At 70.1% G+C, this 19,471-nt stretch carries 20 protein-coding genes and 1 riboswitch; of the genes, 18 read left to right on the forward strand and 2 right to left on the reverse strand.

Annotated features, from left to right (window positions below; all coding sequences use genetic code 11):
* Positions 1–255 precede the first annotated feature (255 nt).
* The 10 genes from IE325_RS42930 to IE325_RS42975 all read left to right on the forward strand — a co-directional run bounded on the left by IE325_RS42930 (position 256) and on the right by IE325_RS42975 (position 10,435).
* Positions 256–444 carry a ferredoxin gene (locus tag IE325_RS42930; protein WP_190075639.1) on the forward strand — a complete coding sequence of 63 codons (189 nt, stop codon included), beginning with the start codon at positions 256–258 and terminating at the stop codon, positions 442–444.
* A gap of 5 nt (positions 445–449) precedes the next feature.
* Positions 450–1,658, forward strand: coding sequence for an NAD(P)/FAD-dependent oxidoreductase (locus IE325_RS42935; protein WP_190075640.1), 1,209 nt, complete (start codon positions 450–452; stop codon positions 1,656–1,658).
* Between the two features lie 11 nt (positions 1,659–1,669).
* Positions 1,670–2,482, forward strand: a complete 813-nt coding sequence (locus tag IE325_RS42940; protein ID WP_190075641.1) for an acetoacetate decarboxylase family protein — start codon at positions 1,670–1,672, stop codon at positions 2,480–2,482.
* A 121-nt stretch (positions 2,483–2,603) separates the two neighbouring features.
* Positions 2,604–4,067, forward strand: a complete 1,464-nt coding sequence (locus IE325_RS42945) for an aldehyde dehydrogenase (protein ID WP_190075642.1) — start codon at positions 2,604–2,606, stop codon at positions 4,065–4,067.
* A complete protein-coding gene (locus IE325_RS42950) occupies positions 4,060–4,989 on the forward strand; it encodes a 3,4-dihydroxyphenylacetate 2,3-dioxygenase (protein ID WP_190075643.1) in 930 nt (309 codons plus the stop codon). Before IE325_RS42945 ends, IE325_RS42950 begins: the two co-directional genes overlap by 8 nt.
* 18 nt (positions 4,990–5,007) lie before the next feature.
* Positions 5,008–5,853, forward strand: coding sequence for a fumarylacetoacetate hydrolase family protein (locus tag IE325_RS42955; RefSeq protein ID WP_190075644.1), 846 nt, complete (start codon positions 5,008–5,010; stop codon positions 5,851–5,853).
* A gap of 44 nt (positions 5,854–5,897) precedes the next feature.
* A complete protein-coding gene (locus IE325_RS42960; RefSeq protein WP_190075645.1) occupies positions 5,898–6,551 on the forward strand; it encodes a TetR/AcrR family transcriptional regulator in 654 nt (217 codons plus the stop codon).
* 161 nt (positions 6,552–6,712) lie between these two features.
* Complete coding sequence (locus IE325_RS42965; protein WP_190075646.1) at positions 6,713–8,167, forward strand: APC family permease; 1,455 nt, start codon at positions 6,713–6,715, stop codon at positions 8,165–8,167.
* Positions 8,168–8,246: 79 nt separating this feature from the next.
* On the forward strand, positions 8,247–9,737 hold the full coding sequence (locus IE325_RS42970; protein WP_190075647.1) for an aldehyde dehydrogenase: 1,491 nt from the start codon (positions 8,247–8,249) through the stop codon (positions 9,735–9,737).
* Entirely contained in the window at positions 9,734–10,435 is a 702-nt protein-coding gene (locus IE325_RS42975) for a gamma-glutamyl-gamma-aminobutyrate hydrolase family protein (RefSeq protein WP_190075648.1), read from the forward strand. Before IE325_RS42970 ends, IE325_RS42975 begins: the two co-directional genes overlap by 4 nt.
* An 8-nt stretch (positions 10,436–10,443) precedes the next feature.
* On the opposite strand, the gene IE325_RS42980 is transcribed toward IE325_RS42975, so the two are convergent.
* Positions 10,444–11,022 carry a MarR family winged helix-turn-helix transcriptional regulator gene (locus IE325_RS42980; protein ID WP_190075649.1) on the reverse strand — a complete coding sequence of 193 codons (579 nt, stop codon included), beginning with the start codon at positions 11,020–11,022 and terminating at the stop codon, positions 10,444–10,446.
* Between the two features lie 180 nt (positions 11,023–11,202).
* Here IE325_RS42980 and IE325_RS47185 point away from each other — a divergent pair, with 180 nt between their 5' ends.
* From IE325_RS47185 to IE325_RS43010, 8 genes are all read left to right on the forward strand, one after another.
* Positions 11,203–11,313 carry a putative leader peptide gene (locus IE325_RS47185; protein WP_350896821.1) on the forward strand — a complete coding sequence of 37 codons (111 nt, stop codon included), beginning with the start codon at positions 11,203–11,205 and terminating at the stop codon, positions 11,311–11,313.
* 57 nt (positions 11,314–11,370) lie between these two features.
* A complete protein-coding gene (locus IE325_RS42985; RefSeq protein WP_190075650.1) occupies positions 11,371–12,240 on the forward strand; it encodes a glutathione S-transferase C-terminal domain-containing protein in 870 nt (289 codons plus the stop codon).
* A 67-nt stretch (positions 12,241–12,307) separates the two neighbouring features.
* Positions 12,308–12,416: riboswitch (SAM riboswitch) on the forward strand.
* 29 nt (positions 12,417–12,445) lie between these two features.
* Positions 12,446–12,580 (forward strand): hypothetical protein, encoded by a 135-nt coding sequence (locus tag IE325_RS46775; RefSeq protein WP_268256397.1) that lies wholly within the window; start codon positions 12,446–12,448, stop codon positions 12,578–12,580.
* A gap of 169 nt (positions 12,581–12,749) precedes the next feature.
* A complete protein-coding gene (locus IE325_RS42990) occupies positions 12,750–13,733 on the forward strand; it encodes an amino acid ABC transporter permease (RefSeq protein ID WP_190075651.1) in 984 nt (327 codons plus the stop codon).
* On the forward strand, positions 13,730–14,515 hold the full coding sequence (locus IE325_RS42995) for an amino acid ABC transporter ATP-binding protein (RefSeq protein ID WP_190075652.1): 786 nt from the start codon (positions 13,730–13,732) through the stop codon (positions 14,513–14,515). Before IE325_RS42990 ends, IE325_RS42995 begins: the two co-directional genes overlap by 4 nt.
* Before the next feature lie 40 nt (positions 14,516–14,555).
* The gene (locus IE325_RS43000; protein WP_190075653.1) at positions 14,556–15,578 is read left to right on the forward strand and encodes a transporter substrate-binding domain-containing protein; all 1,023 of its coding nucleotides are present in this window, start codon (positions 14,556–14,558) and stop codon (positions 15,576–15,578) included.
* A 49-nt stretch (positions 15,579–15,627) separates the two neighbouring features.
* Positions 15,628–16,815: an LLM class flavin-dependent oxidoreductase gene (locus IE325_RS43005; protein ID WP_190075654.1), complete on the forward strand. Its 1,188-nt coding sequence runs from the start codon at positions 15,628–15,630 to the stop codon at positions 16,813–16,815.
* Between the two features lie 19 nt (positions 16,816–16,834).
* Entirely contained in the window at positions 16,835–18,193 is a 1,359-nt protein-coding gene (locus IE325_RS43010; protein ID WP_190075655.1) for an NtaA/DmoA family FMN-dependent monooxygenase, read from the forward strand.
* A gap of 132 nt (positions 18,194–18,325) precedes the next feature.
* On the opposite strand, the gene absR1 is transcribed toward IE325_RS43010, so the two are convergent.
* A complete protein-coding gene (gene absR1 / locus IE325_RS43015) occupies positions 18,326–19,411 on the reverse strand; it encodes a beta-glucuronidase AbsR1 (RefSeq protein WP_190075656.1) in 1,086 nt (361 codons plus the stop codon).
* Positions 19,412–19,471 lie beyond the last annotated feature (60 nt).

Here is a 19,471-nt window from a genome sequence, read left to right on the forward strand (position 1 = left end):
GCGACCCGGGGTCGTCGTCGTTTGAACCCGAACGGTATGGAGAGGTTCGCCGTCCCGCAAGGGGGCGGCCCCAAAAATTTATCCACCTGGACAGGTATTGACCAGGGCCCGGCTGCTTCCTATGTTGTTTGAAGCCAAACGAGTCAGGGGTGCGGCTCTCGCACCCCTTTGGCCACGGGGCCCGGCCGCAGACCGGCCGGGCCCTCCATCCCCTTCGTCACCGCTCCGACGCCCTCACTCCCAGGAGGACCGGCCATGAAGGTCGTAGTCGACATGAACAAGTGCCAGGACCACGGCCAGTGCGTCTTCGCGGCCCCCGACGTCTTCTCCATGGACGACGACGGACGCCTGGTGTACGTCTCCGACCCCGACGACGCCCTGCGCGACGAGGTCGAGGAAGCCGCCGACGTCTGCCCGCTCCAGGCCATCCGGATCGAGGGCTGAGCCCGATGACCGGACGCGTAGTCGTCGCCGGCGCCTCGATGGGCGGCCTGCGCGCGGCCGAGCAGCTGCGCACGGCCGGCTGGACCGGCGCGATCACCGTCGTGGGAGACGAGCCCCACATGCCCTACAACCGGCCTCCGCTGTCGAAGGAGGTCCTCGCCGGCAAAGCCCCCTTCGCATCACTGGCCTTCACACCGAAGGCGGCCGCCGCCGACGTCGAGTGGCGACTGGGCACGAAGGCCGTCGCGGCGCGGCTCGCCGAGCGGACCGTCGTACTCGACGACGGTTCCCAGCTGCCGTACGACGGACTGGTCGTCGCCACCGGCATGCGGCCCCGGCGACTGCGCTGCCCCGGCCCGCTCGCCGGACGCCACACCGTCCGCACCCTCGCCGACGCCCAGGGCCTGCGTGACGAGCTGACCCGCCCCGGCGTCCGCGTGGTCGTGGTCGGCGCCGGGTTCATCGGCTGCGAGGTCGCCGCCACCGCCGCAGGGCTGGGTGTGCGTGAGGTGACCGTGGTCGACCCGCTGGCTCTGCCCATGGTCGGGCCGCTCGGGGAACTGCTCGCGCGGGCCCTGCTGAAGCGCCACGAGGAGCGCGGGGTGCGTTTCGCGCTCGGTACCGGGGTCGCCGGGTTCGAGGGCGAGGAACGGGTCACCGGGGTCGTGCTCTCCGACGGGCGGGTGCTGCCCGCCGACGTGGTCGTCGAGTCGGTCGGGTCCGTCGCCAACACCGAGTGGCTGGACGGGAATGGGCTCGATCTCGCTGATGGTGTGCTGACCGATGGGCAGTTGCGGGTCGGCGGCCGGCCGGAGGTCGTGGCCGTCGGTGACGTGGCCCGATTCCCCAACGCCCGCTATGACGGGGTGTCCCGTCGTGTCGAGCACTGGTCCATTCCGACCGATACGGCCAAGCATGCGGCGCGGACGCTGGCCGCTCATCTGGGGGGTTCTGACGTCGATTTGGCTCCCTTCGCGCCCCTGCCCACCTTCTGGAGCGACCAGCACGACTTCCGGTTGCAGTCGTTCGGTGCGCCCGCTCTCGGCCTCGGTGACGTACGTGTCCTGGACGGCGACCCGGACGGTGACGTCCTCGTGGGTTACCACGCCGACGGCCGGCTGGTCGGTGTCGTCGCGCTCGGTGGGCAAAGTGCCGCCATGGGGGCCGCCCGCTATCGCGCCCAGCTGCTGAAGCAGCCCGCCCTCACCGCGTAAGGAATTCCGTCATGTCCTCAGTTCGTGGTTACTTCCATCCCAAGACCGGCAGCGGTGTCTCGTCGCTGATTCCATCGCCCCCGTGGCGCTACTCCGGTGACCTGCTGACCGTCGAATACCGCACGGATCCGGCGCGGGTGCGTGAACTCCTGCCGGAGCCTTTGGAATTGGCGGATGACGATCCCGGCGCGGTTGCTCTGATCTGGGCCGACTGGCAGTCGTGCTCGGAGTCCGGGGCGGAGCTGCTCGATCCCGTGCTGTCCCAGTACAAGGAGGCCTTCGCGGTCGTCCGGTGCAAGTACCGGGGACAGACCTATTCGCGGTGCGTCTACATCTGGGTCGACAAGGACTTCGCCATCGCTCGTGGGCTGCATCAGGGGTATCCGAAGAAGCTCGGGTCCATTCATCAGACTCGGCCGCATCCTTATGGGCCCGCTCCTCGGATCGAGGCGGGGGCGCGGTTCGGAGCGACGCTTGCTGCCGCGGATCGCCGTCTTGCTCAGGCTGTCGTCACCCTTCGGGAGCCGGCCGATTCGAATGGGTTCGTCAACGCGCATGCGATGGCTCATCACCGGTGGCTTCCCTCCATCGAGAAGGGGAAGGGGCTGGCTCTTGATGAGTTGATCGAGTCGGGGGCGGCCTCTTTTGAGGGCGGGCAACCGTGGGTGGGGGACGCGGAGTTGGAGCTCTTCGAGGCGCCTACCGAGGAGCTTGCTCGGTTGGAGGTTCGTGAGCCTATCGCCGCGTATTACCGGCAGGTCGGGGTGGTTTGGGATGGGGGGCGGCTGTTGGAGGTCGGTATGTCGGACGCGTCTGCCGAGTAGTGCCGGTGGCGGGCTGCGGGTCCGTCGTGGTTTGTCCCGCCCACGCGGCGGAGCCGCAAATCGATACAGCCCCGCGCCCTTGGGGAATTGCAATCCCTCTCTTATGAATGGAGCCCTTCTCATGCTTGAGAAAATCACCGTTGCCGGTGTCTCCGTCGACACCCGGCACTGGATCGGCGGCAAGCGTGTCGCCTCCGGCGACACCTTCACCGACACCTCTCCCATTGACGGCAGTGTCATCGGTGAGGTCGCCCGCGGCGGTCCCGCCGAAGCCGAAGCCGCCATCGCCGCCGCCCGCGAGGCTTTCCCCGGCTGGGCCGCCACCTCCCGCGCCGAACGCGCCCGTATCCTGCACGCCATCGCCGACGGCGTCGAGAAGCGGATCGAAGAGCTCGCCATCGTCGAGACCACGGACAATGGCGCGCTCCTGCGTTCGCACCGGCGTGGTGTCATGCCCCGTGTCGCGCACAACTTCCGGTTCTTCGCGGACTGGTTGCTGACGCTCGGCCATGAGGACTTCGAGACCCGCGGGCACACCAACCAGGTCTCGTGGGACCCCGCCGGGCCCTGCGTGCTGATCACCCCGTGGAACGCCCCGCTCATGCTGGCCACCTGGAAGGTCGCCCCGGCGCTCGCCGCCGGTGACACCGTCGTGCTGAAGCCCGCCGAGTGGTCGCCGCTCACCGCCTCGCTCCTCGTCGACATCGCCGCCGAGGCCGGCCTTCCCGCCGGTGTCCTCAATGTCGTCCAGGGCTACGGCTCCGAGATCGGCGACGCCCTCACCTCCCACCCGGACGTACGCCGGATCAGCTTCACGGGCTCGGTCCCCACCGCCAAGCGCATCGCCGCCTCCGCCGCCACGAACCTCACTCCGCTCAGCCTCGAACTGGGCGGCAAGTCACCGCTGTTGGTGTTCGCGGACGCCGATCTCGACCTCGCCGTCGACCTCGCCGTGGAGCAGTACGACAACGCGGGGCAGGTCTGTCTCGCCGGGACGCGGCTGCTGGTGGAGGAGACGATCGTCGAGGAGTTCACCCGCCGGTTCGTCGCGAAGGCGGGGGAGCTGCGGCAGGGCGATCCTCGCGACGAGGCCACCGACATCGGGCCCAACATCCATCCGCGGCAGCTGGAGAAGATCGACGGGTTCGTGCGGCGGGCCGTCGAGGGTGGTGCCCGTGCCGTCATCGGTGGGCGGCGCCTGGACGGGCAGTACTACGCGCCGACCCTGCTCACCGACGTCGCCCAGGACTCCGAGATCGTGCAGGAGGAGGTCTTCGGGCCGGTCCTCACCCTCCAGACCTTCGCCGACGAGGACGAGGCCGTACGCCTCGCCAACGACACCCGGTTCGGACTCGCCGCCACCCTCGCCACCGGCGACCCCGAGCGCGCCGAGCGTGTCACCGCGCGGCTGGTCGCCGGCACCGTCTGGGTCAACTGCTTCTTCGTCCGCGATCTCCAGGCCCCCTTCGGCGGCTCCCGCCAGTCCGGTGTCGGGCGTGAGGGCGGCACCTGGAGCTTCGACTTCTACTGCGACCTGAAGAACACCGTGACCGCCCCGGAGGGATGGAGCCAGAGCCATGGGTGAGATCGTCGGGGCCGGGCTGCTCGCCCACGTCCCCACCATCGTGCTGCCGGAGGCCGACCGGCTGGAGCTCAACGAGGGCAAGGAGATCACCCTCGTCACCGGGCTGCAGGAGCTCCGTGAGGACGTCTTCGCCCGGGACGACTACGACACCGTCGTCGTCCTCGACTCCCACTGGGCCACGACCGTGGAGTTCGTCGTCACCGCACAGCAGCGCCGGGCGGGCCTGTTCACGTCCGAGGAACTGCCGCGCGGGATGTGCAGGATGCCGTACGACTTCCCGGGCGATCCCGAACTCGCCCGCAACATCGAGAAGTTCGCGGACAGGCACGGCACCTGGATCACCGCGATCGAGGACGACCATCTGCCGATCTACTACGCCACCATCAACCTCTGGAAGTTCCTGGGGGAGGGGCTGCCGGACAAGCGGTGGGTGACCATCGGGGTCTGCCAGACCGGGGACATGGAGGATCATCTGCGGCTCGGGCGGGCTCTTGCCGACGGGATCGCCGCCACGCCGGGGCGGCGGGTGCTGCTCATCGCCTCCGGTGCCCTGTCGCACACCTTCTGGCCGTTGCGCGAACTGCGCGACCACGAGTCGAGCGACCCGGCGCACATCTTCACGCCCGAGGCCCGTGCCGCCGACCATGAGCGCATCGGCTGGTTCAAGGAGGGCCGGCACGACAAGGTCCTCGACACCATGGACGAGTTCTGGAAGTACAAGCCCGAGGCGAAGTTCTTCCACTATTTGATGATGGCCGGTGCCCTCGGCGAGCAGGCCTGTGTCGCCAGGGCCCGCCAGTACGGGGAGTACGAGAACTCCATCGGCACCGGTCAGGTCCACCTCTGGTTCGACCGCCCCGCAGAGGGCTGGACCGGCACCGGTCTGCCCAAGTCCCCGCGCACCCCTCACAGCCGTAGCTAGTCGTTTCCAGGAGCCCTCATGCCCGAATACCGCCGCCTCCTCCTCGACGGCGCCACCGTCCAGGTCACCGTCGACGGGGACGAACTCGTCGCCGGTGACGGCCGCCGCGTCAAGATCGAGGACGCACAGCATCTGCCGCCGGTCGTTCCGTCCAAGGTGATCGCCGTTCACCTCAACCACCGCAGCCGGGTGGACGAGTTCGGGATCGAGCTGCCGGACACCCCGACCTACTTCCACAAGCCGACCTCGTCCCTCAACTCCCACCAAGGTGCGATCGTCCGGCCCGAGGGCTGCAAATGGCTCAACTACGAGGGCGAGGTCGCCATCGTGATCGGGCGGACCGCGCGGAACATCTTCCCGGCCGAGGCGGGGGAGTACATCGCCGGGTATACCGTCGCCAACGACTACGGGCTGCACGACTTCCGTGACACCGACGCCGGGTCGATGCTGCGGGTGAAGGGGTCCGACACCCTCTGCCCGCTCGGGCCCGGCCTGGTGACCGACTGGGACTTCCACGGCAAGCGGCTGCGGACGTACGTCAACGGTGAGGTCGTACAGGACGGTTCGACCGACGAGATGAAGTGGGACATGCACTACCTCGTCGCCGACATCGCCCGCACGATCACGCTGTACCCGGGGGATGTGCTGCTGTCCGGCACCCCGGCCAACTCCCGTCCCGTCCAGCCGGGCGACGTGGTCGAGGTGGAGGTCGAGGGGCTCGGGCGGCTCACCAATCACATCGTCACCGGCCCGACCCCGGTTCGTAGCGACGTGGGCGCCCAGCCGACCGAGTCCGAGGAGGTGCTGTCCACCGCGCTCGGCGGGGACTGGGAGTTCCGCGGCATCCGGCCGCCCCGGCGTTGACCGGCCGGACCGGGGTGTCGGACCCGGCGGGTAAGGTCGCGAGCATGACCGCATCCGCCGAGGGAGTCGAGGGCTCCGACGGCCCCGAGGGCCCGGGTGACCGCAAGCCGCGCCGGCGCATGAACTACGGCGAGGGCCGCGAAGCCCTGCTCAACGCCGCCGTGCGGGTCGTGGCGCAGGGCGGGCTGCGCAAGCTCACCTACCGGGCGGTCGCCCAGGAGGCCGGCACCACCCACGGCCTGGTCGTCCACCACTTCGGCTCGCGCGACGCGCTGATCGCGGAGGCCCTCGCCCACGCCATCCGCACCTCGCTCAACACCAGCGCGCTCGAACCGGGCACCGGCAAGGTCGCCGACTTCTCGGTCGGCGTCTCCGACATGGTCATCGCCGATCCGGGCATCCAGGCCTTCCAGTACGAGCTGCTGCTGGAGGCCCGGCGCCGCCCGGAGCTGCTGCCGCAGATCCGTGCCCTCTACGACGCCTACTTCGACGCCACCCGGCGCGAGCTGTCCCGGATGCTCCCCGAGGACGCCGGACGCCCGCTGACCCGGCTGATCTTCGCCGCCCTGGACGGGCTCGTGCTGCACCAGCTCGTCTTCGGTGAGCCCGAGACCACCGACGCCGCGATCGAGGAGCTGCGCGGGCTGCTCCGACTGCTCGTCGCCGATGGCCACGAGACGCCGGAGAATGACGGCTGACCTGCGGTTTTGAGGACCCCGGGCTGCTGTGGCCCGGGGTCCTTTCGCGTGGGCGCACAAATCTCGGCGGCACCCCTTGCCAAACGGATAGTTCCAGCCCACCATAAGGCAACTCGTTTGGCCTGAAACGAAATCCTCCTTTCCCCTGGCAGGTGATCCGAGTGGACAGTCAGACGGCGGTCCCGAACAACCAGACCGCGCCCGACGCCTCCACCGCAGGCAAGCTCAAGCCCAACTCTCTCGGCGTGCTGGGCATCCTCTTCTTCGTCCTCTCCGCCCAGGCGCCGCTGACCGGCGTCGCGGGCGCCGTCCCCATCGCGGTGGCCATCGGGAACGGGGCCGGTGCCCCGGCCGCGTATCTCGCCGCGGGCCTGATCATCCTGCTGTTCTCCGTCGGCTTCGTCGCCATGGGCCGGCACGTGGTGGACGCCGGGGCCTTCTACCGGTACATCGGCAAAGGCCTCGGCCGCGACCTCGGCAACGGCAGCGCGGGGATCGCCCTCTTCGCGTACTGCGCGATCCAGGCCGCCATGTACGGCCTCTACGGCGCCACCGTGAACGGGCTGCTGGCGCACCACGCCGGCATCGATGTGCCCTGGTGGGTGTGTGCCCTGGTCACCATGGTGATCGTGCAGGTGCTCGGTGCCCTGGGCATCGAGATGGGCGCGAAGGTGCTGGCCGTGTTCGTGCTGGCCGAATTCAGCATCCTGAGCGTCTTCGCCCTGGTCACCCTCGCCAAGGGCGGCGGGCCCGAGGGGCTCGGCTTCACGGACACCTTCTCCCTGGGCGCGGCGCTGGACGGGGCGCCGGGTGTGGCGCTGATGTTCGCCGTCGCGTCGATGATCGGCTTCGAGGCCACCGCGATCTACGGCGAGGAGGCCCGCGAGCCCCGGAAAACGGTGCCCCGCGCGACCTACGCGGCCGTCGCCCTCGTCACCGGCTTCTTCGCCTTCGCCTCCTGGATGCTGATCTCGTCCTACGGCGCCTCGAAGGCGGCCGGGGCCGCCGGACAGGCCCTGGAGAGCGGTGACTCGACGGCGTTCGTCTTCGCGCCGATCGCCGCGCAGTTCGGTACCTGGGTCAACGACGTGCTGCCGATCCTGCTGGCCACGTCCCTCTTCGCCGGCATCCTCGCCTTCCACAACTCGGCCAACCGCTATCTGTTCTCGCTCAGCCGCGAGGGCCTCCTGCCGCGCAAGCTGTCGGAGGTCAACCGCCGGCACTCGCCCGGCGCCGCGGGCTTCGTGCAGACGTCGATCGCCGCCCTGCTGGTGATCCCGTTCGCGCTGGCAGGCAAGGATCCGGTGCTCACCCTCTTCTCTTGGGGCAGCGGTATCGCCGTACTCGCGATCATGCTCCTGTACTTCCTGACGTCGGTCTCGGTCGTCGCCTTCTTCCGGCGCGAGCGGGTCGACACGCGGATGTGGAACACGGCGATCGCGCCGGTGCTGGGGGCCCTCGGGATCGCCGGGGCGATCTGGCTGATCGTCGAGAACTTCACGACCCTCATCGGCGGCGACCGGACCACCGCGCTGTGGCTCCAGGCGGCGGTTCCGGCGGTGCTGGTGCTGGGTGTCGTGGCCGGTCGGCTGACGCGCTCGGCGCGGCGGCTGTAGGTCGTAGGGGTGCGCATCTGCCTGTCACTGGAGCGGGTGCGCACCTGTCTGTCATTTCGAGACACTTTGGAGGCCCCGCATGTCGGCCGTCACCCACGAAGAGTGGCTGAGTCGTGCCAAGTCCCTGCACCTGTCCGGCGCTCATCACATCGACGGCGCCGACGAGCCGGGCGGGGGAGGAACCTTCGCGGCCGTCTCGCCCCGGGACGGCCAGGTGCTGGCGCAGGTGGCCGACGGGGGAGCCGCCGAGGTGGACGCCGCCGTCGCCGCGGCCCGGCGGGCCTTCGACGCCGGGCCCTGGCCACGCCTCGCGCCCGTCGAGCGCGGCCGGGTGCTGCTGCGCCTCGCCGACCTGCTGGAGGAGCGGCGCGCGGAACTGGCGCTCACCGTCAGCCTGGAGATGGGCAAACCGATCACGGACGCGTACGACATCGAACTGCGCGCCGCCATCAACACCTTCCGCTGGTACGGCCAGCTCGCCGACAAGCTCACCGACGAGTCCCCGCACACCGCCCCCGACGCCCTAGCCCTGGTCACCCGCGAACCGGCCGGTGTCGTAGGCGCCGTCGTGCCCTGGAACTTCCCCCTGACGCTGGCGGGTTGGAAGGTCGCCCCGGCCCTCGCGGCCGGCTGCACGGTCGTACTGAAACCGTCCGAGAACTCCCCGCTGTCCGCCCTGCTGCTCGGCCGGCTGGCGACCGAGGCCGGGCTGCCGCCCGGTGTGCTCAACGTGGTGAACGGCAACGGCCCCGTCGCCGGACGCGCCCTCGGACTCCACCCCGACGTCGACGTCCTGGCCTTCACCGGCTCCACCGCCGTGGGCCGCCACTTCCTGCACTACGCGGCCGACTCCAACCTCAAGCGCGTCTGGCTCGAACTAGGCGGCAAGTCGCCGAACATCGTCCTGCCCGACGCTCCCGACCTGGAGCGGGCCGCCGCCACCGCGGCCTGGGGGATCTTCTTCAACCAGGGCGAGATGTGCACGGCGCCCTCGCGGCTCCTGGTGCACTCCTCGATCGCCGACCGGGTCACCGAGTCGATCGTCCGGCGGGCCCAGGAGCTGCGGGTCGGTGACCCCCTCGACCCGGCCACCGAGATGGGCGCCCTGGCCGGCGAGGCCCACCTGGGGCGGGTGCAGGACCACATCGCCACGGGTCTGAGCGAGGGCGCCCGTCTGCTCACCGGCGGCTCCCGCACCCTCACCGACACCGGCGGCAGCTTCCTGCAGCCGACCGTCTTCGACCATGTGGACCCAGGGATGCGGCTGGCCCGCGAGGAGATCTTCGGCCCCGTCCTGTCCGTCCTCGCCTTCGACGACCTGGACGAGGCGGTACGGCTGGCCAACGCCACCGAGTACGGCCTCGCCGCCGGCCTGTGGACCTCCGACCTGTCCACCGCCCACCGCGTCTCCCGGGCCCTGAAGGCGGGCACGGTCTGGGTCAACTGCTACGAGGAGGGCGACCTCACCGTCCCCTTCGGCGGCATGAAGCAGTCCGGGAACGGCCGCGACAAGTCCGCGCACGCCCTGGAGAAGTACACCGAGCTCAAGACGACCTGGATCCAGCTGTGACCCGTCCCCTGATCGCCGTACCCGCCCGCTTCTCCGCCACGACCTCCGCCTTGCGGTACGCCGCCGAGGTCAACGCCCGTGCCCTGATCGAGGCGGTCTGGCGGGCGGGTGGCGAACCGGCGAGCATCCACCCCGCGGCCGGTGACGTCGCCGGACGTCTCGCCCGCTTCGACGGCGTCCTGCTCCCGGGCGGCGGCGATCTCGCCCCCCACCGCTACGGCGCCACCGAGACCCACGCGGCCGTCTACGACGTCGACGACATCCAGGACGACTTCGATCTCGAAGCCGCCCGGCGGGCGCTGGACCTGGGCATCCCCCTGCTGGCGATCTGCCGTGGCCTACAGGCCGTGAACGTCGCCCTCGGCGGCACCCTGGAGCAGGACATGGGCGGCCCTGAACGCGAGCACCGGCACCTCGTGCACCCGGTGGCGATCGAGCGCGGCACCCTGCTGGAGGGTGCTCTCGGCGCGGAGAAGGCCGAGGCCTCCTGCTACCACCATCAGCGCGTCGACCGCCTCGGCACCGGCCTGACGGTGACCGCCCGCGCCGCCGACGGAACCCCGGAAGGGCTCGAACTCCCGGGCGCGCAAGGGTGGTTCACGGCGGTGCAGTGGCACCCCGAGGACACGGCCGACCGCGACCCGGCACAGCAGGCGCTCTTCGACGCCCTGGTGGGGGCGGCACGCCAACGGCGCTGAGCGCTCCGTCAGCCGTCGTTCCTGGCCCGGCGCCCGCTGCGGCGAGGCGCCGGTTCGGCTCCGTCGAGCAGGGTGAGGCGGCGTTCCTCACCCTGCTCCTCGACCTGGAGGACCACCCGGCGCAGCCCTTCCGCCACACTCCGGCACTCCTCGTCGCTGAGCCGCCCGGCGACGAAGGCCTCCTCCTCGTTGAACGCCGGGAACAGCCGCCGCATCAGCTCCTCGCCCTCCTCGGTGAGGCTGAGCAGCACAAGGCGGCCGTCACTGGGGTGCCCGGCACGCTGCACCAGCCCCCGGCCCTCCAGCGTCCGCGCCACGCCGGTCAGCGTCCCCTTGGAGATCCCGGCCTCCTCCGCGATGTGCCGGGTCTCCGATTCGCCCCACACCCAGACCACCCACAGCACCACGAACGCCGTCCAGGTCAGATCGGCCCCGCGCAGCACGGAGTTCTCCAGGTGCTGGCGGACCGTCGAGGCGGCCCGATAGATGTTGGCGACCACGGCCATCTGCTCCCGGTGCAGCGGAATACCGCCGAGCTTGGCCTCGGCCAGCTTCTCGGCGGCGGTGATCGATCGTTGGCCGGGCATGGCACTCTCCTTTGGCCGCGGCGTCGGACAGGCGGTGTCGGACGGGGGAGCGGACGATTGTCGTTCGGGTTCAAATTGTACGGAAGGGTCCGCCGATTCCCGGACCCTGGACGCCCTCTTGACGCCGGCCGCACACGGACCGACACTCGATCAGGATTCCTAGTGAATTGGTAGGGAAGCATGGGGCGTCTTGAGTCGGTCACCGGTCGAGTGAGCCGTTCGCCCCTTCTCACGTCCCGCCGTCACATCGATCTGCTCCGCGTATGCAGCGCGATCAGCCCCCTGGGCTGAACACCCACGTCGCCTCAGCCGACCGCGTTCGTCCACACGCCTGCCCCGGGGAGAGTCATGTCCGTCACACCGCTGGCCGCCCATGTGTCCACACCGTCCGCCCCCGCCTTCCGGGGCCGTATCGGCCGGGACGCGCGCAGCGGCCACTACGCCGTGCCGCGCCGCTACCGCCTCCACCTCTCCACCGCCTGCCCGGACGGCCTGCGCATCGCCGTCGCCCACACCCTGCTGGGCCTCGACGACAGCTGTCCCGCGACCTTCCTGCCCCCGGTCCCCGACACCTCCGACGGCGGACACGCCGTGCTGCGCCCGCTGTACGACGCCAGCGCCCACCGGTACTCCGGACCCGCCCTCGCCCCCGTCCTCAGCGACGACTGGTCCGGGCGCATCGTCAGCACACACGCCCCCGACATCATCCGAGACCTCGCCCGACGCTTCGGCCACGGCCGTCTGGAGCTCTACCCCCGCGGCGCGGAGTCCGAGATCGAGGCCGTCGAGCGCATGTGCGCCCAGGGCATCGAGGAGGCCGCGCAGCGTGCAGGGGCAGCGGGCGCCGATCCGGCGGAGCGCGACGAGGCGCTCGGGACCCTGCTGCGCTCACTGGGTGCGCTGGACCGCTGGCTCGACGGCCGTACACACATGATCCGACATCAGATCACCGCTGCGGACGTCGAGTTGTGGGTCACCCTGGTCCAACTCGACACCGTCCACCGGCACCACCTGGACGCGGCGGCCGTGCAGCGCATCGCCGACCACCCCGCCCTGTGGGACTACGCCCGGCGGCTCACCGCCGACCCGGCGTTCGGCGCGCACCTCGACCTCGACGCCATCTCCCGCCGCCACCACGCCCGTTGCCAGGGCCTGGAGGCCGCCGGAGCCGCCGTCCAGATCCTCGACTGGGCGGCCCACGCGGCAGCCGGTTCCTGAGCCGTTCCACACCGTGGACCGGCGTTGACATTCGTTCGGGCAACTGTCTTAACTTACGGCCCAGAACGGTCATGAGCGTCAGCGACAAGCCCTGGCTCGCTGACCGGCAACCCTCGCGTCGCGGTGGGGTGCCCCAGGTGACGACCGGACCGGATGACATTCGGTAAGCGCGAGGCCCGGACGGGCCGGAAAAGCGAGTGACGACATGGACGCAGCTCCCAGGACGGCCGAGCGCCGCTCCCAGAGCCGCGTCCTGCTGGTCGCCGACCGGATCGTCGATCTGCTCCGCGTCAACAGCGCACTGTGTACCGCACCGGGCCGTGCCCGCTGTCGTGGCTGACACCTTCTCTGTCCCACGCGCTCCCTGACGAACACCGCCCACGCGGTGTGCCGTCGCCCGCCCAGCCCCCGGTACCCGCGCCTGCCGTGAGACGACGCGCCGCCCAGCGGCCGTCGTCGTCACACCCCACGCCCGGTCCGGGGAATTCCGACTCCTGCCGGAGCCCTCCATGAGCGAACCCCCAGGCGCCGCCGTGTCCCTCGCCGAGGGACCGCCGTCCGCCGACACCCCGTCAAAACCACTGACAGCACAGCGAGTCCTGCCGCTGCGGCGGCCCGGCCGCTGGATCGCCACCGCGGTGGTCCTGGTCCTGGCGGCCCAGTTCCTCCACGGCCTGGTGACCAACCCCTTCTACCAGTGGGACCGCTTCGGCTACTGGTTCCTACGGCCGACCATCCTCGACGGACTCCTCGTCACCCTCGAAGTCACCGCCTACAGCGCGGTGCTGGGCCTCCTCGGCGGCATCCTGCTGGCACTCGCCCGGCTCTCACGGAGCCCGGTGCTGCGGGCGGTCAGCTGGATCTACGTCTGGGCATTCCGCTCCGTCCCGCTCATCGTGGTGCTGCTGTTCCTCTACAACTTCAGCGCCCTGTACAGGACCCTGAGCGTGGGCGTGCCCTTCGGCCCCGCCTTCTTCTCCTTCGACGAGTCGAAGCTCGCCACCGACATCGTCATCGCGGTCGTCGGCATCAGCCTCCACGAGTCCGCGTACGCCGCCGAGGTCGTCCGCGGCGGCATCCTCTCCGTCGACCAGGGCCAGCACGAGGCGGCCGCGGCCCTCGGACTGCCCAAGGGCTACCAGTTCAAGCGGATCGTCTTCCCGCAGGCCCTGCGCTCCATCGTCCCGAACTACGTCAACCAGCTCATCGGCCTGATCAAGGGCACCTCGCTGGTCTTCTACGTCTCCCTGCTCGACCTGTTCGGCGCCGCGCAGTCCATGGGCTCCACCTACCCCGGCGACATCGTGCCGCTGCTGATGGTCGCCACCGTCTGGTACCTGATCCTCACCAGCGTCGTCTCCGTCGCCCAGTTCTACGTCGAACGGCACTACGCCCGGGGCGCCACGCGCTCCCTGCCGCCGACCCCGCTGCAGAAGCTGCGCATCGCCATAACCGACCTCAGGGCCCGCGCCCGTAGGGAGGCCGCCGTATGACCGCCGAAACCCTCCTGAGTACGGGCGCCACCGTCGAGGTGCACGACGTGCACAAGTGGTACGGCGCCCACCGGGTGCTCAACGGGGTCGACCTGACGGTGCGGCCCGGCGAGGTCACCGTGATCCTCGGCCCGTCCGGCTCCGGCAAGTCCACCCTGCTCAGGGTCATCAACCACCTGGAGAAGCCCGAGATCGGCCATGTCAGTCTCGACGGCGAACTGATCGGCGTACGCAGGCAGGGTGACCGGCTGAAGGAGCTGAGCGAGCGCGCCATCCTCACCCAGCGCGGCAGGATCGGCTTCGTCTTCCAGAACTTCAACCTCTTCCCGCATCTGACGGTCCTCGACAACGTGGCCGCGGCCCCGGTGGCGACCGGCAGACTCGCCAAGCCCGCGGCCCTGGAACTCGCCCGCGACCTCCTAGCCCGGGTCGGCCTGGCCGACAAGGCCACCGCCTACCCGCGGCAGCTGTCGGGCGGCCAGCAGCAACGCGTGGCCATCGCCCGCGCCCTCGCGCTGCGCCCCGGAGTCATCCTCTTCGACGAGCCGACCTCCGCCCTCGATCCCGAACTCGTCGGCGAAGTCCTCTCCGTCATCAAGGACCTGGCGACCAGCGGCACCACCCTCGTCATCGTCACCCACGAGATCGGCTTCGCGCGCGAGATCGCCGACCGGGTCGTGTTCATCGACGGCGGCCGGATCGTCGAGCAGGGCCCGCCCTCCGAAGTCCTCGACAAGCCCCGGCACGAGCGGACCAGGGACTTCCTCAGCAAGGTCCTCTGACCTCACCTCTCCCCATGCCCACCGAACACCAAGGACGGCCATGCCCAGCCACTTCAACCGACGCAGCCTGCTACGCGGCATCACCGCGGCGACCGCCGTCGCCACCCTCGCCACCGGGCTCGCCGCCTGCGGTGGGGACAGCGACGCCGCCACCCGCACGAACGACACCGCGGGCACCGTCACCGTCGGCACCCTGTCCAACGGCGCCGCCAAGGAGGCCACCCTCAAGGTCTCCGAGGTGAAGTCCATCAGCGACCAGCTGCCCGCCGGCATCAAGAAGAGCGGCAAGCTGGTGATCGGCTCCGGCACCCTGCCCTCCGGCGCCCCGCCGCTCGGCTTCGTCGGCAGCGACCAGAAGACCCTCACCGGCTCCGAGATCGACCTCGCCCGGCTGGTCGCGGCCGTCCTCGGCCTCGAACCCGAGGTCAAGCGGTTCACCTGGGAGAACCTCTTCGTCGGCATCGACAGCGGCAAGGTGAACGTCGGCTTCTCGAACATCACCGACACCGAGGAGCGCAAGCGCAAGTACGAGTTCGCCTCCTACCGCAAGGACGACCTCGCCTTCGAGGCGCTCAAGGACTCGGAGTTCGCCTTCGACGGCGACTACGAGGTGCTCGCAGGCAAGACCGTGTCCGTCGGCGCCGGCACCAACCAGGAACGCATCCTGCTGGAGTGGAAGAGCCGCCTGGAGAAGGAGGGCAAGAGGCTGGCCATCAAGTACTTCCAGGACAGCAACAGCACCTACCTGGCCCTCAACAGCGGCAAGATCGACGCCTACTTCGGCCCGAGCCCCAACCTCTCGTACCACGTCACACAGACCGCGAGCACGCCCACCCCGACGAAGATCGCCGGTCAGTTCTCCGGGGCCGGGGCGAGCCTCCAGGGCCTCATCGCCGCGACCGCCAAGAAGGACAGCGGACTCGCCGAGCCCTTGGCCGCCGCGATCAACCACCTGATCGAGAACGGCCAGTACGCGAAGTGGCTCGCCGCCTGGAACCTGTCCAACGAGGCCGTGGCCAAGTCGGAGGTCAACCCGCCCGGACTGCCGCTCGACAACTCCTGATCGACCGTCGTCCGCTGATCGTCACGGACCTCCAGGAAGGCACCGCCCCGTGTCCCCAGCTCCCTCTTCCCTGCATCTCGCCGTAGCCCTGGACGGCACCGGCTGGCATCCCGCGTCTTGGCGTGAGCCGGTGGCCAGCCCACGCGACCTGTTCACCGCCGCCTACTGGGCCGACCTGGTCACCGAGGCCGAGCGAGGTCTCCTCGACTTCGTGACCATCGAGGACGGCCTCGGCCTTCAGTCCTCCCACTTCCTGGACCCGGACGAACGCACCGACCAGGTACGGGGCCGACTCGACGCCGTACTCATCGCCTCCCGAGTGGCCCCGCTGACCCGGCACATAGGTCTGGTGCCGACGGTGGTGTCGACCCACACAGAGCCGTTCCACATATCCAAGGCGATCGCCACCCTCGACCACGTCAGCACCGGCCGCGCCGGACTACGGGTCCAGCTCACCGCCCGCCCGAACGAGGCCGCCCACTTCGGCCGCCGCGAGATCCCGCGCATCGACGCCTACGACCAGCCCGTGATCCACGACCTCTTCGACGAGACCGCCGACTACGTGGAGGTGGTGCGCCGCCTCTGGGACAGCTGGGAGGACGACGCCGAGATCCGGGACACCGCCACGGGCCGCTTCATCGACTGCGACAAGCTGCACTACATCGACTTCGAGGGCAGGCACTTCAGCGTCAAGGGCCCGTCCATCACACCCCGGCCGCCACAGGGCCGGCCGATCGTCAGCGCCCTCGCCCATGACACCGTCCCCTACCGGCTGGTGGCCCGCGCCGCTGACGTCGGCTACATCACCCCGTACGACGCCGACGAGGCCCGCGCGATCGTCGCGCAGATCCGCGCCGAGCAGAACGTGGCCGGGCGAGCCGCCGAACCCCTGCATCTCTTCGGTGACCTGCTCGTCTTCCTCGACGACGACCCGGGCGCCGCGACCGCACGCCGGGCGCGGCTCGACGCGCTCGCGGGGGAGCCGTACACGAGTGATGCCCAGATCTTCGCCGGTACGCCCTCCCAACTCGCCGATCTGCTCCAGGAGTTGCAGGGCGCGGGGCTCTCCGGATTCCGGCTCCGACCCGCCGTCGCGGGGCACGACCTCCCGGCGATCACCCGAGGGCTCGTCCCCGAACTCCAGCGCCGGGGCGTCTTCCGCCGTGCCTACGAGGCCGACACCCTGCGCGGGCTGCTGGGCCTGGCCCGCCCCGCCAACCGCTACACCGAAGCCTGAGCCGGAAAGGACCGCAGCCATGACGAAACCCCTGAAGCAGATCCACCTGGCCGCCCACTTCCCCGGCGTCAACAACACCACCGTGTGGAGCGACCCGCGCGCCGGCAGCCATATCGAGTTCAGCTCCTTCGCCCACTTCGCGCGGACCGCCGAACGCGCCAAGTTCGACTTCCTGTTCCTCGCCGAGGGACTCAGGCTCCGTGAACAGGGCGGTGAGATCTACGACTTGGACGTGGTCGGCCGCCCGGACACCTTCACCGTCCTCGCCGCGCTCGCCGCCGTCACCGAGCATCTCGGGCTGACCGGCACCATCAACTCCACCTTCAACGAGCCCTACGAGGTCGCCCGACAGTTCGCCAGTCTCGACCACCTCTCCGGCGGCCGCTCCGCCTGGAACGTCGTCACCTCCTGGGACGCCTTCACCGGCGAGAACTTCCGCCGTGGCGGCTTCCTGCCGCAGGAGGAGCGCTACTCCCGGGCCAAGGAGTTCCTCGCCACCGCGAACGAACTCTTCGACTCCTGGCACGGCGACGAGATCCTCGCCGACCAGGAGACCGGCACCTTCCTGCGGGACGCCAAGGCCGGGGCCTTCGTCCACACCGGGCAGCACTTCGACATCCACGGACAGTTCAACGTCCCGCGCTCCCCGCAGGGCCGCCCGGTCATCTTCCAGGCCGGGGACTCCGAGGAGGGCCGCGAGTTCGCCGCCGCGGAAGCCGACGCCATCTTCAGCCGGCACGGCACCCTGGAGGCCGGCCAGGCCTTCTACACCGACATCAAGTCCCGGCTCGCGAAATACGGCCGCCGCCCCGACCAACTGCTCATCCTGCCCGCCGCGACCTTCGCACTCGCCGACACCGACGCCGAGGCCGAGGAACTCGCCCGGGAGGTGCGCCGTCAGCAGGTCAGCGGAGCCACCGCCCTCAAGCACCTGGAGTTCGTCTGGAACCGGGACCTTTCGGCCTACGACCCGGAAGGCCCCCTCCCGGACATCGACCCGGACGTCGGCGACGACCACATCTCCAAGGGCCGCGCCCAGGTCCGTATGTACCGGGATCCGATCGCCACCGCCCACGAGTGGCGCGAACTCGCCGAGGCCAACAAGTGGTCCATCCGCGACCTGGTCATCCACACCGGCAACCGGCAGAACTTCGTCGGCTCCCCGGCCACCCTCGCCCGGACCATCGACGAGTTCGTGCAGGCCGACGCGAGCGACGGCTTCATCCTCGTCCCGCACATCACGCCGACGGGCCTCGACGAGTTCGCCGACAAGGTGGTCCCGCTGCTCCAGGAGAAGGGCGTCTTCCGCACGGAGTACGAGGGCACGACCCTGCGCGACCACCTCGGCCTGGCCCACCCCGAGAACGTGCCCTCGTGAGGTGGTGGGTGCGGGACGCCGGCGTGGCCGGGAAAACGTCACCCTCCCCCGAAGGTGGCGTTTGTCCCGGCCACTTTCCCCGGCGCCGGACTGTGGACCGTCCCGTCCGGGCGCGTCAGCGGCTGTGTACCGTCACCAGCACATGACCGCCGTCTCCCCCGACCCCCAGCCGGCATAGAGGCGCACCCGGACGAAGTAGCGGCGGCCCTTGACCAGGCGCGCCTTGAGCATGGCGTTGTGCGGGGTGCCGCCGTCGTCCCGGCCGGTGAGGTAACGCGGCTCCCCGTCGCGTTCCTCGAAGACCACGACGACGGTGTCGCTGTCGCCGAAGGTGCCCACCGTGTACTCACGGGTCTCCGGCGGCTCGACGACGAAGTCGGCCTGCTCCGCGGGGCCCAGCCGCAGCGGAACCGACCGGAAGGGCACCAGCTCGCGTGGGCCGGGCGCCTGGGCCGGCGGATACCAGCGGCGCACGAACTCCTTGTCGGCCCGGGACAGCACACCCGGCGGATTCAGTCCTCCGCGGAACTGCTCCGGCTCCAGGATCAGCCCGCCCGAGAACGGGTACTCCATGATCGACTGCGGGTCCCAGACGGAACCGTTGACCTCGTTCGCGTCGAGCTTGCGCAGGATGTTGAAGAACGTCTTGTCCCGGCTCCAGAAGTTCGGCGGGCCCGCCAGATCGGCGTACACGGCCTCGTCGTCCCAGTGGATGCCGGCGAACGGGCTCTGGTGCTCGTGCAGCATGCCGAGCGCGTGCCCGATCTCGTGCAGGGCCGTCCCGCGCTCGCCGGGCACGGTCAGATCCCAGCCGAAGTTCATGGTGCGCTCATTGAGGCCGAGCCGCAGCGAGTCCTTGCCGACGGTCGACCAGGAGCCGTCGCCGAGCTGGAACCCGATCCGCAGCTCGGCCTCCGAACGGTCGCGCACCTCCACGAACGACAGCCCGATGCCGAGGCCGTGCCACTCCTGGAAGCACTCGCGCACGACGTCCTGCTGCTCCTTGCTGCCGGTCCACGTCATGTGCCGCATCTCACCGGTCTCCGGGTCGGGGATCGGGGAGACATCCGATTCCCGGTCGAAGAAGTAGTAGTGCAGCACGGTGCCGTTGACCCACATCCGGCGTCCGCTGATGAGCGCGTTGAGCCGCTCGGCGGCCAGCCCTGGGGCGAAGGCGGGCGCCGACTGCTGCGCGAGCGAGCAGTAGCGAGCGGTCATGGCGAACAGGTTGCCGTCGACCCGCCCCGGGCGCCTGAGTCGGGGGCTACTCAAGTACGC

Source organism: Streptomyces lanatus (genome assembly GCF_014655715.1).
GTDB classification, from domain to species: domain Bacteria; phylum Actinomycetota; class Actinomycetes; order Streptomycetales; family Streptomycetaceae; genus Streptomyces; species Streptomyces lanatus.